17 protein-coding genes are annotated in these 14,913 nt (G+C 72.3%); 9 read left to right on the top strand and 8 right to left on the bottom strand.

Translation table 11 applies throughout. The features are described from left to right. The first annotated feature begins 39 nt into the window (after nt 1-39). The gene (gene ndhC, locus QTQ03_RS23100) at nt 40-417 is read left to right on the top strand and encodes an NADH-quinone oxidoreductase subunit A (RefSeq protein WP_289279852.1); all 378 of its coding nucleotides are present in this window, start codon (nt 40-42) and stop codon (nt 415-417) included. 43 nt (nt 418-460) lie between these two features. On the opposite strand, the gene folP is transcribed toward ndhC, so the two are convergent. Beyond that, nucleotides 461-1,330, bottom strand: coding sequence for a dihydropteroate synthase (folP, locus tag QTQ03_RS23105; protein WP_289279853.1), 870 nt, complete (start codon nt 1,328-1,330; stop codon nt 461-463). A 234-nt stretch (nt 1,331-1,564) separates the two neighbouring features. On the opposite strand from folP, the gene QTQ03_RS23110 reads away from it, so the two are divergent. Next, nucleotides 1,565-2,347, top strand: coding sequence for a DivIVA domain-containing protein (locus tag QTQ03_RS23110; protein ID WP_289279854.1), 783 nt, complete (start codon nt 1,565-1,567; stop codon nt 2,345-2,347). Next, nucleotides 2,344-2,841 carry an SRPBCC family protein gene (locus QTQ03_RS23115; RefSeq protein ID WP_289279855.1) on the top strand — a complete coding sequence of 166 codons (498 nt, stop codon included), beginning with the start codon at nt 2,344-2,346 and terminating at the stop codon, nt 2,839-2,841. The genes QTQ03_RS23110 and QTQ03_RS23115 overlap by 4 nt, the downstream gene beginning before the upstream one ends. Before the next feature lie 88 nt (nt 2,842-2,929). Here QTQ03_RS23115 and QTQ03_RS23120 read toward each other — a convergent pair whose 3' ends face one another. Further along, complete coding sequence (locus QTQ03_RS23120; protein WP_289279856.1) at nt 2,930-3,793, bottom strand: sterol desaturase family protein; 864 nt, start codon at nt 3,791-3,793, stop codon at nt 2,930-2,932. Nucleotides 3,794-3,914: 121 nt separating this feature from the next. On the opposite strand from QTQ03_RS23120, the gene QTQ03_RS23125 reads away from it, so the two are divergent. Continuing rightward, on the top strand, nt 3,915-4,514 hold the full coding sequence (locus QTQ03_RS23125; RefSeq protein ID WP_289279857.1) for a DNA-3-methyladenine glycosylase I: 600 nt from the start codon (nt 3,915-3,917) through the stop codon (nt 4,512-4,514). After that, nucleotides 4,511-5,131: a hypothetical protein gene (locus tag QTQ03_RS23130; RefSeq protein WP_289279858.1), complete on the top strand. Its 621-nt coding sequence runs from the start codon at nt 4,511-4,513 to the stop codon at nt 5,129-5,131. Before QTQ03_RS23125 ends, QTQ03_RS23130 begins: the two co-directional genes overlap by 4 nt. 130 nt (nt 5,132-5,261) lie before the next feature. Here the strand turns inward: QTQ03_RS23130 and QTQ03_RS23135 are convergent, their stop codons facing one another. Then, nucleotides 5,262-6,053: an enoyl-CoA hydratase-related protein gene (locus QTQ03_RS23135; RefSeq protein ID WP_289279859.1), complete on the bottom strand. Its 792-nt coding sequence runs from the start codon at nt 6,051-6,053 to the stop codon at nt 5,262-5,264. A gap of 4 nt (nt 6,054-6,057) precedes the next feature. Beyond that, complete coding sequence (locus QTQ03_RS23140; protein WP_289279860.1) at nt 6,058-6,876, bottom strand: PaaX family transcriptional regulator; 819 nt, start codon at nt 6,874-6,876, stop codon at nt 6,058-6,060. A 189-nt stretch (nt 6,877-7,065) separates the two neighbouring features. Here QTQ03_RS23140 and QTQ03_RS23145 point away from each other — a divergent pair, with 189 nt between their 5' ends. Continuing rightward, complete coding sequence (locus tag QTQ03_RS23145) at nt 7,066-7,233, top strand: DUF3117 domain-containing protein (RefSeq protein ID WP_007455245.1); 168 nt, start codon at nt 7,066-7,068, stop codon at nt 7,231-7,233. A gap of 130 nt (nt 7,234-7,363) precedes the next feature. Beyond that, nucleotides 7,364-8,830, top strand: a complete 1,467-nt coding sequence (locus QTQ03_RS23150) for a leucyl aminopeptidase family protein (protein ID WP_289279861.1) — start codon at nt 7,364-7,366, stop codon at nt 8,828-8,830. 126 nt (nt 8,831-8,956) lie between these two features. On the opposite strand, the gene QTQ03_RS23155 is transcribed toward QTQ03_RS23150, so the two are convergent. Beyond that, entirely contained in the window at nt 8,957-9,544 is a 588-nt protein-coding gene (locus tag QTQ03_RS23155; protein ID WP_289280955.1) for an O-methyltransferase, read from the bottom strand. A gap of 285 nt (nt 9,545-9,829) precedes the next feature. Between QTQ03_RS23155 and QTQ03_RS23160 the strand changes: the two genes are divergently transcribed. Together QTQ03_RS23160 and QTQ03_RS23165 are read left to right on the top strand one after the other, a co-directional pair. Then, nucleotides 9,830-11,137: a S1C family serine protease gene (locus tag QTQ03_RS23160; protein WP_289279862.1), complete on the top strand. Its 1,308-nt coding sequence runs from the start codon at nt 9,830-9,832 to the stop codon at nt 11,135-11,137. A gap of 73 nt (nt 11,138-11,210) precedes the next feature. Next, the gene (locus QTQ03_RS23165; protein WP_289279863.1) at nt 11,211-11,636 is read left to right on the top strand and encodes a twin-arginine translocase TatA/TatE family subunit; all 426 of its coding nucleotides are present in this window, start codon (nt 11,211-11,213) and stop codon (nt 11,634-11,636) included. 89 nt (nt 11,637-11,725) lie between these two features. Here QTQ03_RS23165 and QTQ03_RS23170 read toward each other — a convergent pair whose 3' ends face one another. The 3 genes from QTQ03_RS23170 to QTQ03_RS23180 all read right to left on the bottom strand — a co-directional run bounded on the left by QTQ03_RS23170 (nt 11,726) and on the right by QTQ03_RS23180 (nt 14,901). Next, nucleotides 11,726-12,871, bottom strand: a complete 1,146-nt coding sequence (locus QTQ03_RS23170) for an Mrp/NBP35 family ATP-binding protein (protein ID WP_289279864.1) — start codon at nt 12,869-12,871, stop codon at nt 11,726-11,728. Between the two features lie 145 nt (nt 12,872-13,016). Next, nucleotides 13,017-13,622 (bottom strand): DUF1003 domain-containing protein, encoded by a 606-nt coding sequence (locus QTQ03_RS23175; protein WP_289279865.1) that lies wholly within the window; start codon nt 13,620-13,622, stop codon nt 13,017-13,019. After that, nucleotides 13,615-14,901: a magnesium transporter MgtE N-terminal domain-containing protein gene (locus QTQ03_RS23180; protein ID WP_289279866.1), complete on the bottom strand. Its 1,287-nt coding sequence runs from the start codon at nt 14,899-14,901 to the stop codon at nt 13,615-13,617. Before QTQ03_RS23180 ends, QTQ03_RS23175 begins: the two co-directional genes overlap by 8 nt. Nucleotides 14,902-14,913: the final 12 nt, after the last annotated feature.

Raw genomic sequence — 14,913 nt, forward strand, 5'->3', positions numbered from 1 at the left:
CGCTGCGGGCGCCGGGCGGAGCCGGTAGGCTGATCCACCGTGACCGGTTACCTGGGCTCGTACGCGACGCTCGGGCTGCTGCTCCTCGCCGGCGTCCTCTTCTTCGCTGCTGCGTTCTCGGCCAACCGGGTGTTACGTCCCACCAGCCCGGCCGAGCCGGCCGGCAAGCGGGCCAGCTACGAATGCGGCCTCGATCCGGTCGGCGCCGACTGGGCCCAGATGCAGATCCGTTACTACGTTTACGCGTACCTCTACGTGTTGTTCGCCGTCGAGGCGGTGTTCCTCTTCCCCTGGGCGGTGGTGTTCGACCGGCCCGGCTTCGGTTTGGTCACCGTCGTCGAGATGGCTGTCTTCGTGGCGGTACTGGCGCTGGGCATCCTCTACGCCTGGCGGAAGAACATCCTGCGCTGGACCTGACGGCGGCGCCCGCCCACCGGGTTGCGGCGGCGGGTGGGGTTGGTCAGGCCAACCCGCGTCGGGTCAGCGTCGGCGGGCGGTCACCCCGGATCGAGGCCACCATGTCGAGCACGCGACGGGTCGGCCGGACCTGGTGTGCGCGGAACACCCGCGCGCCGAGCCACGCCGAGATCGCGGTGGCCGCGAGCGTGCCTTCCAACCGCTCGGAGACTGGCAGGTCCAGCGTCTCGCCGATGAAGTCCTTGTTCGACAGGGCGACCAGCAGTGGCCATCCGGACCCGGAGAGTTCGTCCAGCCGCCGGGTGGTCTCCAACGAGTGACGGGTGTTCTTGCCGAAGTCGTGAGCCGGATCGATGAGGATCCCATCCCGCCGTACGCCCAGCGCGACCGCTCGTTCGGCGAGCGCGGTCACCGTCGCGACCACGTCGGCCACCACGTCGTCGAAGGCGGCCCGGTGCGGCCGAGTGCGCGGTGCCAGTCCGCCGGCGTGTGAGCAGACCAGCCCGGCACCGGTCTTCGCGGCCACCTGGGCCAGCGTCGGGTCGGCGCCCGACCACGTGTCGTTCAGCAGGTCGGCCCCCGCGGCGACGGCCTCCAGCGCCACCTCGGCCCGCCAGGTGTCGATCGAGATGACCACGTCGGGGAAGGCGGCCCGGACGGCGGCGATGGTGTCGACGGTGCGGCGGATCTCCTCGGCCACGTCGACGACGGCCCCGGGGCCAGCCTTGACTCCGCCGATGTCGATGATGTCGGCGCCGTCGGTCATCGCGCGTTCCACGGCGCGCAGCGCGCTGTCCTGGGTGAACGTCGCGCCCCGGTCGAAGAAGGAGTCCGGCGTGCGGTTGACGATCGCCATGATCACCAACTCGCCAGGGTCGAACGACCGCCCGCCGAGCCGAAGCTCGCCCGCCATCCCGCCTCCCGATGATCCTCGCCGCCGGTCGTCCTGGTCGTCCTGGTCGTCCTGGTCGTCCCGGTCGTCCCGGTCGTCCCGGTCGTCTCGGCCGTTTCGGCCGTTTCGGCCGACCCCCGACGGTAGCCGGTGCCTGGCCGGACCGCCCGACCGCCGTTCCCGTCCGGGCCACGGGTTGGCGGTCCGTGGGGTGGTGGGGTCGCCCCGGTCCGTTCGGCATGCCACGATCTGTTCATGGGTCAGGTTCTGCTCCTGCTGGTCGTGGCGCTGACCGTCGCGGCGGTCGTGTTCGGGGTGACGGTGCTGGTGTCCGGTCGGGATCCGGGGCTCGTGCCGGCGGAGCCGGACGGGACGGCGGTGCCGCTGCCCGGCACCCGCCCCCTACGGGAGTCGGACCTCGGTGAGGTCCGGTTCGACACGGCCCTGCGCGGGTACCGGATGGCCCAGGTCGACCAGGCGATGCGCCGGGCGGCGTACGACATCGGATACAAGTCGGAGTTGATCGAGGTGCTGGAGGCGGAGGTCGTGGCGTTGCGCGAGGGACGCACCGACGACGCAGAAGCGCTGCGCAGCGCGCGCGAGCGGGCCGTCGGCGCGCGGCCGGCGCAGGCCGACCCACCGCCCGGCGTCCCGGAGGACGACCCGACACCGCCCGCAGGTGCGGACGACGTCCAGCTCTCGGCTCCCGGCACGGACAGCCAGACCGGCACCCCGACAGGCGGAGCCGACCGGCCCGGCACCCCGACGGCCGAATCCCCTGCCGACAGCGCGGACCGCGCCGGCTCCACCACCGCCGGCTCCGCGGAGATCCCGCCCGCCCCGACCGGCGGGACGGCCCAGGCCAGCGCGGACGGCGAATCGGGCGACGCTGCCGATGAACCCGAGCGGCCCGACGGTCGGCCGGCAGATGCCGCCGGGGACGCCCCGTCGAGCAGCGGCGACAGCGGTACCGAGGCGGACCGGGGCGCCGGTCAGGTCGGTGAGCGCGGCCCGGTGGTGCGCTCGGAGTCGACGTGACGGCGGCGGACGGCACGGACGACCTGCGCGAGGCGGCGCAACCCGGCGCGGCAGAGGTCACCGCGACCGTGATCGTCGAGGCACCCGCCGACCGGGTCTTCGCGGCGCTGGTCGCCTGGGAGCGCCAGTCGGACTGGATCCCGTTCACCCGGGTACGGGTGGTCGAGGGGAACGGCGACGAGGGCAGCCTGGTCGAGGCGGTGACCACGGTCGGACCGCTCACACTCCACGACGAGATGCGGGTCACCCGGGTGGACGCGCCGTACGAGATCGGTGTCGTGCACTGCGGGAAACTCCTGCGCGGTCCCGGCGTACTGCGATGCACCCCGTTGGCCGGCGACCGCACGCAGGTGGTCTGGCACGAGTGGTTCCACCTGCCCGGCGGGCCCGCCGGACGGGTCGTCTGGCCGCTGCTGTGGCCCGGCTCGAAGGTCAGCCTCACGCAGGTGCTCAAGCGCTTCGGGCGGATGGTGGAACAGGGGCGCCTGCCCTGACGGCGAGGTCCGCCGTATCCGGCCCTCCGGCGATCGTGTCTTGGTCTGCTCGACACCCTCGGCACATCCCTGCCCGGCGGACGGGTGGTCAGGGGATCGTCGCGGACGCGGGTGGTGTGGCCGCCGACGCCGGTTGCCAGCCCGGCGAGCGGAACAGGTGTCCGGCCCGGTGCCGCCAGTTCGTCGCCGCGCGGACGTCACGGGCGATGGCGGCGTACTCGTGGAACGCCACCCGGATCGGGTTGTGGGTGGTGATGTTCTTGGTCAGTCCGTAGACACAGCGTTCCTGTTCGGCGGCGAACGACCCGAAGAGCCGGTCCCAGACGATCAGGATGCCGCCGAAGTTGCGGTCCAGATAGCCACCCTGCGAGGCGTGGTGGACCCGGTGGTGCGACGGCGTGTTGAAGACCAACTCGTACCAGCGGGGCAGCCTGTCGATCCGCTCGGTGTGGATCCAGAACTGGTAGAGCAAATTGACCGAGCCGCAGAACGCCAGCACCGCGGGGTGGACCCCGGCGAGGATCATCGGGATGTAGAAGACCCAGCTGGTGAGGCTGGTCCACGGCTGACGCAGCGCGGTGGACAGGTTGAATCGCTGCGACGAGTGGTGCACGACGTGCGACGCCCACAGGATGCGGATGACGTGGTGTCCCCGGTGGGACCAGTAGTAGCAGAAGTCCTGAGCCAGCAGGATGAGCGGCCAGGTCCACCACAGCTCGGCGATCCGTAGCGGGGTGAGGGTGTAGAGCAGCGCGTACGCGGCCGCGATCGGGACCTTCCAGAGCAAATCGGCGAAGACGCTGCCCAGCCCCATGGCGAGGCTGGTTGCCGTGTCGGCTCCGCCGTAGCCGACGTCGTCGTCGCGGTGGATCAGGTACGAGATTCGCTCCAGGACGATGAGCAGCAGGAAGGCCGGGATCGACCAGGTGATGACGTCCGGTAACTCCTTCATCCGACTGCCTCCCCGTGCCGCTTGCTGTGCCGACCATCACAGCTACCGATCGGTAACAGCACCATAGGCAGCCGTGGGCTGCGGGGCAATGGGTGTCGGTGGGGTGGCCTAGCGTTGACCCGTGACTGATCTGGTGATCGGCGCCGACGGGGTGCCCCGCTGCGCCTGGGGGGCGAGCACCCCCGACTATGTGGTCTACCACGACACCGAGTGGGGCCGACCGCTGCGCGGCGACGACGAGCTCTACGAGCGGATGACGCTGGAGGCCTTTCAGTCCGGCCTGTCCTGGCTCACCATCTTGCGGAAGCGGCGCGCGTTCCGGGGTGCCTTCGACGGATTCCGGCTCGAGTCCGTGGCCGCGTACTCCGCGGCGGACGTGGCCCGGCTGCTCGCCGACGCGGGCATCGTGCGTAACCGTGCCAAGATCGAGGCGGCGATCGCCAACGCACGCGCCGCGCTGGAGTTGCCGGATGGGCTCTCCGCGCTGCTCTGGTCGTTCGCGCCACCGCCCCGGCCGGCGCGCCTGGCCTCGTTCGCGGAGGTGCCGGGGCTGACCGCCGAGTCCACCGCGATGGCCAAGGCGTTGAAGAAGTGCGGCTTCCGCTTCGTCGGGCCGACCACGGCGTACGCGCTGATGCAGGCCACCGGCATGGTCGACGACCACCTCGCCGGCTGCCACGTGTCGGCTGCGGGAGGCGACGTGATGGGATGGGGACCATGACGACCGCCGCGTACCGGACCGATCGGACGACTCGCGCCGACGGTGGGGACACCTGGGCCGTGCTGCTGCCGCCCGGCAGGTACGAGGCCGAGCGTCTCGTGCACCACGACACGCTGGAGCTGACCGGCCGCACCGACGGACCCCGACCCCGCCGGGGCGACCGGGTCGCGGTGCTCGCCGACGAGCCGCTGCGGCTGGTCGCGTTGGGCCGGGTCAGCGACGCCGGTGATCGGCGTCCGGAGGTGCCGGAGGACCCGTTGTCCGAACGGGCCGAGGCTTCGCTCGTCGTGGCGTACACCCGGCGGGTTTTCGACGAGCCGGTGCTGGCTGACTCGCTCGCGCTGGACGGGCCGGTAAGCGCGCTGACCCCGGCGGCCTTCCACGAACTGGTCGATCGCCTCGGTCCGCCGCCGCCCCGACGGACCTGGCTGGTCAGCCTGGATCTGCCGATCGAGGCGGCGTCGCCGGCCGAGGCGGTCCGGCTGTTCTGGTCCTACGTGCAGGAGTTGGGCCCGCGTGAGCTGCCCGCCTTTGTCTCGCCGTCTGGCGACGAGCTGGCGATGCAGGCCTTCGTGCTCGGCGAGGAGGCCAACCAGGACCCCGAAGAGGACGACTGACCGGCCGGCACAGCACCCGGTCAGGCATCCCCGCCCGGCCCCGACGGCCGTGCCGTCCCGACTCGGTCAGCGCCCGGTCCGCCCGGCCGGGCTGTACGTCAGGACGGTGCGGTCGAGGCGCGGAGCCCGCTCAGTGTCCGTCGAAGGCTGGCTTCTGCTTGTTGACGAAGGCCATGGTGGCCGAGCGGTGGTCGGCGGTGGCACCGCAGATCGACTGGGCCTGCGCCTCGGCCGCGAGGGCGTCGGCCAGGGTGCCGGCGTCGGCGATGGAGAGCTGCCGCTTGATCGCTCCGTACGCGACGGTCGGACCGGCGGCGAGTCGGGCGGCCAGCTCCTGCGCGATCGGCAGTACCTGCTCGTCGTCGGACACCAGTCGGTTGAGCAGGCCGAGCCGGCTGGCTTCCTCGGCGCGCACCGGCTCGGCGAGCATCAGCAGCTCGACAGCCTTGGCGTGGCCGACCAACCGGGGCAGCGTCCACGAGGCGCCGGTGTCGGCGGCAAGCCCCACCTTCGCGAAGGCCATCAGGAAGCTGGTCGACGGCCCGCCGATCCGGATGTCGGCGAGGAACGCCAGCGAGGCACCCGCCCCGGCGGCCATACCCCGGACCGCGGCGACGACCGGCTTCGGCAGGTTCGCCAGCCGGGCGGCGATCGGGTTGTAGTGCGCCCGGACGGTGTCCAGCGGGTTGTCGCTCGCCGACTCCAGCGTCTTGACGTGCTCCCGCAGGTCCTGCCCGGCGCAGAACGAGCTGCCGGCCCCGGTGAGCACCACCGCGCGGCAGGTCCGGTCTGTCTCCAGCTCGGCCAGGGTGTCCCGAAGCGCCTCCTTGAGCGTCACGTCGAGCGAGTTCATGGCTGTCGGGCGGTTCAACGTCAGGGTGACGACGGCGTCGGTGTGGTCGACGAGCAGCGGTTCGGTCACGATGTCAACGACCCTTCTGTCGCGCGATGCGGTTGCCGGCGTCGAGACAGTGTTCGACGTACCGGTCGGCGGCCGGCCGCAGCCGGGCCGCGTGCCGGTCGAAGAAACTGGCTGCGGCGGTGCCGGGCCAGCGTTCGGGCAGCAGCGCCGGTGGCAGCTGCGGGTCCCGGAACAGGAAGGTACGCCACGCGTGCACGAGCCGGAACCGGGCGGCGTACGCCTCCTCGTCGGCACTGCGGACGGTCACCCCGGACAGCAGCGGACGCTGCTCGGCGACGAACCGCTCGTACGCCCGGCCGATCTCGGTCAGGTCCCAGGCCCGGCGGACGACGCCCACCGCGCCGGGCGTGCCGGCCGAGTGGGCGGCGGTGAACCGTTCGTAGCGCACACCCGCCTCCTCGAGCAGCAGGTCGACGTCCTCGCCGGGGCGGGTGGCCACCCAGGTGCACTCGTCGAGGGTGCCGTAGCCGAGGAAGCTCAGGTTGGCGGCGAGGCGCTGCCGCTCGCGTCGGGAGGTCGGCGCCGTCAGGACGAGCAGATCGAACCGTCCGTCCCAGGTGATCCGGCCGGTGCGGTAGATCCGCGTGGCCGCCTCGTCCAACCGGCGGGCGGCTCTCGGTGTGATCGCGTAGCCCGGCCCGGAGGCCATCCGGAGGGGTTCGAGCCAACCCTGGCGCACCATGCGGGAGACCGCCGTCCGCACCGCGGGCGGCGCGATGCCGAGCGGCGCCAGCAGCTTGACCAGGGCGGCGACCGGCGCTCGGCCGCCCCGGGGCCGGAGGTAGTCACCGTACAGGTCGAAGAGTGCCGACCGTGCCTGCATGACCGCACATTGTGACAGGCCTTCTCAAGATAAGCTAGATGCTGTTACATCAATACCGCCTCGGTTTGGGTCCGGCGGTGTTCATCAGGGAAAATTGTTGGTCGACACCCCGCACAGTTCGCGGGTGGTCGTGGCGAAATGGCTGTGGGGCAACCCACCGACCCTGGTTCAGGTCTGAGGGGAGACAACATGGCGGCGATGAAGCCGCGGACGGGCGACGGTCCGCTGGAAGTCACCAAGGAGGGCCGGGGCATCGTCATGCGAGTCCCGCTGGAGGGCGGTGGCCGGCTCGTCGTCGAGATGACTCCCGACGAGGCCAATGCACTCGGTGACGCGCTGAAGGCAGCCGCCGGCTGATCGGGGGGCGCGCACCCGCGCACCCGCGCGGACGTTCCGTTAGCCCCTGAGTCACCGGCCCGCCGGTGACTCAGGGGCTTCATCTTCCGCGGAGTGCCGCTCCGCACGCTTTCAGGAGGTACGGCGCCGCGTGCTCGCCATCCGTCTGCTCGCCGAGCCTGACCGGCTCGACGTCCTGGCTCTGCCTGTCCGGCCGGCCACCGGGTCGGAGTCACCGGCGGAGCCGGTGCCCGTGGAGATGGCTCTTCCCGACGGCGTGGCCGAAGAGGTGGCCGCGTTGGCGCCAGCGGCCCGGCTGGCTGGCACCGCCGGTGAGGTCTGGACGCAGGTCCGGCCCGGGCGAGCGCCGGGCCGGCTGCTGCTGCTCGGTGTCGGGATGGGTGACGAGGGTGCCTGGCGGGCGGCCGGCGCCGCCCTCGCCCGTGCCGCCACGCAGGAGAGCCACGTCACCATCGCGCTTCCGGTCGGCGCCTCCGCGGCAGTGGTCCGCGGACTCGTCGAGGGGCTGCTGCTGGCGTCGTACCGGTTCCGCCTCGGCGCTGACGCGGACGCACCCGCGCTGGCCGCGGTCGACGTGCTGGTGGCCGACCCGGCCGGGTACGCCGACGCGCTCGAGGTGGCCCGCACCACCGCGGCGATGACCCGGCTCGCCCGCGACCTGGTGAACATGCCGTCGTCGACGAAGAACCCGCAGTGGTTCGCCGAGCAAATGGCCGGCGCCGTCGCCGACCGGGCCGACCTGCACCTGCGCGTTCGGGAGCCGGACGAACTGGCCGCCGAGGGATTCGGCGGGATCCTCGCGGTGGGTACCGGCTCGGCGAACGGCCCGCGCCTGGTCGAGCTGGACTGGCGTCCGGCCGACGCGCGTACCCACGTGGTGCTGGTCGGTAAGGGCATCACCTTCGACACCGGCGGCATCTCCATCAAGCCGGCACCGGCGATGAAGCTCATGCGCAAGGACATGGCCGGGGCCGCGGCAGTGGTCGCGGCGACCCTGGGTGCGGCAGCGCTGCGGCTGCCGGTGCGGGTCACCACCCTCGCCCCGCTCGCCGAGAACATGGTCAGCGGCGCCGCCTTCCGGCCCGGCGACGTCGTCCGCCACTACGGTGGCACGACAAGCGAGACGACCAACTCCGACGCCGAGGGGCGGCTCGTCCTCGCCGACGCGCTCGCGTACGCGGTCCGCGAGCTCAGGCCCGACCTGCTGCTCGACCTGGCCACCCTGACCGGGGCGAACGCGGTGGCGCTCGGCAAGCGCACGGGTGCCCTCTACAGCGACAACGACCGGCTCGCCGCCGCCGTGCTGTCGGCTGTCGAAGCGGCCGGCGAGGCGGCGTGGCGGATGCCGCTCCCCACCGAGTACGTCGAGTATCTCGGCAGCGATCTCGCCGACCTGTACAGTGCGCCGGCGCAGGGTGCCGGGTCGGTGGTGGCGGCACTCTACCTGCGTGAGTTCACCGGCGAGCTGCGCGATCGGTGGGTGCACCTCGACATGTCCGCGCCTTCCTGGACGGATGGTGACGACGCCGAACTGACCCGCGGCGGCACTGGCTGGGGCGTACGCTCCCTGCTGCGCTGGCTGGCCACCCTGGGCTGAACCAGGATCCTGTCCCGCGACGATCCTGCCCCGTGGTGGCCCTGCCTCGCCCGGCACCCCGGGCTGCCCGGGCGAGGACGGCCCGAGCCAGCCGTGGCCGGTTGGCGGCGAGTAGGCCGTGGCCGGTCAGCAGCGGACGGCGGCGAGTAGGCCGTGGCCGACCGGCAGCAGGGCGGGAGTCCAGTGCTCCGACTCCCGGATCGCTTTCAGGGTCTCCCGGGTGGTCACCGTCTCCACGTCCCGGGCCGCCGGGTCGCCGATCCGGCCGCCCGCCAGCGCGCCGTTGAGTGCGAGCACCCCACCTTGACGCAGCAGCCGCTGGGCGGCGTCCACGTAGGCGGCGAAGCCCGTCGACTCGGCGTCGACGAAGACCAGGTCGTACGCCCCGTCGGCGAGCCGGGGCAGCACGTCCAGTGCCCGACCGGTGATGATCCGGGTGCGGCCGGCGGCAAAGCCCGCCTCGACGAAGATGCGCCGGGCGATGCGCTGATGCTCGACCTCGACGTCGATCGTGGTGAGTACACCGTCGGGGCGCATGCCCCGCAGCAGCCAGACACCGCTGACCCCGGTCCCGGTGCCGATCTCCACGACCGCGCGGGCGTTTCCGGCGGCGGCCAGCAGCCGCAGCGCCGCACCGGCGCCGGGCGTCACCGCGTCGAGGCCGATTTCCCGGGCGAGGCTGCGGGCCGTGCGTAACACGAGATCCTCGGTCACGTACGACTCGGCGAACTGCAGAGCCTGGGTCGTCCAGGGGCCGGAACCGGCGACCGTGGCGATGGGACACCTCCGGGCGGCGCGTGTCACACAGGGCGAGTGGGCACTGTGAGCCTAGAGGCGACGTGGAGCGAGCGCAGCCGCGCATCCCGGCATTGACGATCACGGGTGGCAACGGCCGAGTCCGTCGGGGCGTCCGTGCAATCCTGGAAGCGGTGTCCGTTCGAGCGGGCCAGCGGGCCTCAGGTCGTGGAACGGGCCCCGGGACGAGTGGGAGGCAGCGACGTGACCGACGGCTGGGACTGGCGCCGGCCCGGGACGGGTCCGGGACCGGCGGGCTCGCCGCCGTTCGGGTACCTCCCTGCGGGTTCGCCAGGCGGTCCGGCGGGGACGCCTTCCCCGTGGTGGTCCGATGCGCTCGCCGACCCGTGGCGTGATCCGGCCGCTCCCGCGGCGGTGGTGGTGCCGGCCGTGCCCCTGACCGGCGCCGTGCCGGAGCCGGTCACCGACCCCGACGTCCCCGGCCGGCCAGCCCTGCGGCACCTGGTGCTCATTCCGCTGGTCACGGCCCTGCTCGCTGGCTCGCTGGGCGGCGCGCTCGGGTACGCGTTCGCGGTCCGGAGTGGTGGTGCGGGTCCGGTGCTCGGTGCCGGCCCGGCACGGCCGCCGGAGTTGGCCCAGCGCAAGCCGGAGTCGCTGGCCGGGGTGGCGGAGCGGGTGCTGCCGAGCGTGGTGACGGTCCGGGTGGCAGGCGTCGGCGGGACCAGCGAGGGTTCCGGGTTCATCGCGACCGCCGACGGCCACGTGATCACCAACGACCACGTGGTGGCTGGCGCCACCGGCCGGGCCTCGGTGATCTTCCACGACGGCAGCGCGGCTCCGGCCAGCGTGGTCGGGCAGGACCCGGAGTCCGACCTCGCGGTCATCAAGGTCGCGAAGGGCGGTCTGCCGCCGGTGGAGTTCGGCGACTCCGACACGCTCGCTGTGGGTGACCCGGTGCTCGCCATCGGTTCGCCGCTTTCGTTGGCCAACACGGTCACCGCCGGCATCGTCAGCGCGCTCGACCGGACCTTGCGGGCGGGCGAGCCGGGCGGCCCGACCCGATACTACGCAGCGATCCAGACCGACGCGGCGGTCAACCACGGCAACTCCGGCGGCCCGCTGGTTGACGGAGATGGGCGGGTGATCGGCGTCAACGCCACGATCAAGTCACTCGTCGCGGAGGGACAGGAGGCGGGAAACATCGGCCTCGCCTTCGCTATCCCGATCAATCAGGCCAAACGGATCACCCAGGACATCATCGGCACCGGCAAGGCTCGCCGTACGGTGATCGGTGCCCAGATCGGCGGCGCCGGCCGCAGCGCCGGTGGGGGCGTGCGGCTGAACTCGGTGGAGCCGTCGGGCCCGGCGGCCGGGGCCGGGCTACGGGCCGGTGACGTGATCCTCAAGCTCAACGGTCGCCCGATGACCGAGCCGACCGACCTGATCGCGCTGATTCGCAAGTACGCGCCGGGGTCCGTGGTGACCGTCGAGTACCGCCGCGGCTCGTCCCGGCGGAACACGTCGGTGACGCTCGCCGCAGATGCGAAGTGAAGCCCGCACCCTCTCCCCGACGAGCATGCGACGTGCGTAGGCTTGCGCTAACGCCGGAAGGAGGCCCAGCGCGGTGTTCGACAACCTGAACTGGTGGGAGATCGGTGCGCTGCTGCTCCTGGCGCTGCTGATCTTCGGTGACCGGCTGCCCGCCGTCATCAACGACGGTTTGCGGCTGGTGCGTAGCCTGCGCCGGATGGCGACCAACGCCACCAGCGACCTGAGTCGGGAGTTGGGCACCGACATCCAGCTTGAGGACCTGCACCCGAAGGCGTTCATCCGCAAGCACCTGATCAGCGAGGAGGACGAGGCGGCCATCCGGAAGCCGCTGCAGGGCGTCTACGACAACCTGCGCGCCGACGTCACCGGCGTGCGCGACGAGCTGAAGGACGTCGCGACCGCCGCCGACCCCCGCACGAACGGAAGCCGGCCGGCCACTGCCACCGGAAGTGTTCCCACCACCCCGGCCCCCCGCGTCAGCTACGACGACGCGACCTGACCGTCAGCTTTCCCACGTCCCGCGCGCGCAGATTCGGGAGCCGTCGATCTTGTATCGCCGGGCGGTGGAGCCGGTCCGCGGTGGGCGCGCTAGCGGCCGGCGGGTTTGAGGCCCAGCGGCTTGCCGAGGAGCGATTCACGCCGGACGGCGAGCCGGTCGGCGACCTCCACCAGCGCCTTCGCCGCCGGCGAAGCCGGCTCGGCCAACACGATCGGGTTGCCCTCGTCGCCAGCCTCGCGGACCCGGGTGTCGAGCGGGATCTGGCCGAGCAGCGGCACCGGCGCACCGATCGAGCGGGTCAGCGAGTCGGCGACGGTCTGGCCCCCACCGGCGCCGAAGACCTCCATCCGGGAGCCGTCCGGCAGCTCCAGCCAGGACATGTTCTCGATCACGCCGACCACCCGCTGGTGGGTCTGCAGCGCGATCGCGCCGGCCCGCTCCGCCACCTCGGCGGCGGCGGCCTGTGGCGTGGTGACCACCAGGATCTCGGAGTTGGGCAGCAGCTGGGCCAGGGAGATGGCCACGTCGCCGGTGCCCGGCGGTAGGTCGAGCAAGAGCACGTCCAGGTCGCCCCAGTAAACGTCGGCGAGGAACTGCTGCAACGCTCGGTGCAGCATCGGGCCACGCCAGACGACGGCGGCGTTGCCGGCGGTGAACATGCCGATCGAGATGACCTTCACACCGTGCGACTGCGGTGGCATGATCATGTCCTCGACGCGGGTGGGCCGGCCGTCGGCGCCGAGCATCCGGGGCACCGAGTGGCCGTAGATGTCGGCGTCGACCACGCCGACGGAGAGCCCCCGAGCGGCCAGCGCCGCCGCCAGGTTGACTGTCACGCTGGACTTGCCGACGCCACCCTTGCCGCTGGCGACCGCGTACACCCGGGTGCGGGATCCGGGCTGGGCGAACGGGATCACCGGCTCCTCGGTGGTCCCACCGCGCAGCTTCGCCTGCAGCTCCTGGCGCTGTTCGGGGCTCATCACGCCGAACTCGATCTCCACGCCAGTCACGCCGGGCACGGCGCCCACGGCGGCGGTGATGTCGGCCCGTAGCTTGTCCTTCAGCGGGCAGCCCGCCACGGTGAGCAGCAGCTCGACCCGGGCGACGCCGTCGTCGCCGACCGCGGCGGAGCGGACCATGCCCAGCTCGGTGATGGGCCGGCGGATCTCCGGGTCGTTGACGGTGGCCAGAGCGGCCTGGATCGCGTCGGAGACGGTGCTGACGGGTGCTGACATGCCCGCAATGCTACGTCGGAGGTGATCCGTCACCGCCTCTGCCCGGGGACCGGTGTGAGCGAATCGATGGGCTGGACGGAATCCGGCGGAAATGCGACGATCCGAGGCGAACGCCGCTCGCCTGGCCCCTTGAGGCAAGCGGCGTTCAACGTGTCCCGGGCTCGGGCCGGCCGTCGTGCGCGTAGTCCGTGTCCAACTCGTCCCGGGGTTCGTCCAGCCCGTCCCCGCCAGCCGCCCGTTCCTGCGCCCGGCGCTCCAGTCGCTGCCGGCGCTGAGCGGCGTCATCCAGTTCCTCGGCGAGCCGGGCCAGCTCCGAGCGGAGGAAGTCGCGTGTCGCCACCTCGCCCATCGCGTTGCGGAGAGCGGCGATCTCGCGGGCCAGGTACTCGGTGTCCGCCTTCTGCGCCGTCGCCCGGCGCCGGTCCTCCTCCAGCGCGAGCCGGTCCCGGTCCGCCTGGCGGTTCTGCGCCAGCAGGATCAGCGGCGCGGCGTAGCTGGCCTGCAACGACAGCACCAGGGTCAGGAACGTGAAGGTGTACGGGTCGAAGCGGAACTCGGCCGGGGCGAGCGTGTTCCACAGGAACCAGCTCGCGATGACCACCGTCATGTAGACGATGAAGTGGGCGGTACCCATTCCCCGGGCGATCGCCTCCGACCATCGGCCGAAGGCCTCCGGGTCGAACCGGGGCAGCCGCACCCCCCGGGCCTCACGCGGCTGGTCCAGCCGCTCCGCCCGCCGCCGCTCAACCATCCGTACCGTCCAGCCCCTGGTCGGTGGTGGCCGTGGCCGGTGCGGCGGCGTGCCGGTCGCGCCAGTCCCGGGGCAGCAGATGGTCCAGCACATCATCCACCGTCACCGCACCGACCAGCCGATTGTTCCGGTCGATCACCGGCATGGCGACGAGGTCGTACGTGGCCATCCGGCGGGTGATCTCGGGCAGCGGGGTGGTCGGGCGCAACGGGTCGATGTCGTTGACCACGACGCCGCCGAGCAGGTCGGCCGGGGGCTCCCGCAGCAGCCGCTGGAAGTGCACCATGCCGAGGTAGCGACCGGTCGGCGTGGTCAGCGGCGCGCGGGTCACGAAGACCTGGGCGGCCACCGCGGGGGAGAGCTGGGGTTCCCGGACCCGGGCCAGCGCCTCGGCGACCGTCGCGTCCGGCGGCAGGATCACCGGCTCGGACGTCATCACACCGCCGGCCGTGCCCGGCGTGTACTTGAGTAGTTGGCGCACCGGATCGGCCTCGTCCGGCTCCATCAGGTCGAGCAGCACGTCCTGTTCCGGGGGCGGCAGCTCGCCCAGCAGGTCGGCGGCGTCGTCCGGCTCCATCTGCTCCAGCACGTCGGCGGCGCGTTCCCGGTCCAACGCGGCCAGGATCTCCACCTGGTCGTGTTCCGGCAACTCACTCAGCACGTCGGCGAGCCGCTCGTCGTCCAGCGCCGCCGCCACCTCGTTGCGCCGCGCGTCGGGCAGGTCCTGCAGGGCGTTGGCGAGATCTGCCGGGCGCATGTCCTCGAGCACCGCGAGGAGGTTGGCCGTGCCCCGGGTGTCGGCGATCCCGCTCAGCCCGCGGACCCGATCCCACTCGACCTGGTGCAGGTTGCCCCGGCGGGTCAGCCGGCCGGTGTGTTCACGGATGGCCACCCGGGTCAGCGTCCACTCGCCGCGAGTCGACTCCATCGCCACGTCCACCACGCTGCCCGCCTGGCCGGCCGGGTCGATCTGCACCCGCCGGTCCAGCAACTCCTGGAGAACGAGCAGCTCGTTCGGGCGTTTCTCGAAGCGCCGCAGGTTGAGCGTGCCGGTGCCCAGCACCACCGCGTCGGCGTCGATCGAGATGATCCGGTTGATGGAGAGGAAGATCCGCCGTCGCATCGGCATCTCGGCGACCAGGCCGACCACCTCGGGTGGGCGCTTCGTGGGCCGCAGCCGAGCCACCGCGTCGCGTACCCGGCCGACCTGGTCGCCGTTGGGGTCGTAGACGGCGACGCTGGCGAGACGGGCGATGTAGACCCGGGTCGGCGTGCTCACGGGGACCAGCCT

Origin of the sequence: Micromonospora sp. WMMA1363 (genome assembly GCF_030345795.1) — a bacterium.
Taxonomy (GTDB): domain Bacteria; phylum Actinomycetota; class Actinomycetes; order Mycobacteriales; family Micromonosporaceae; genus Micromonospora.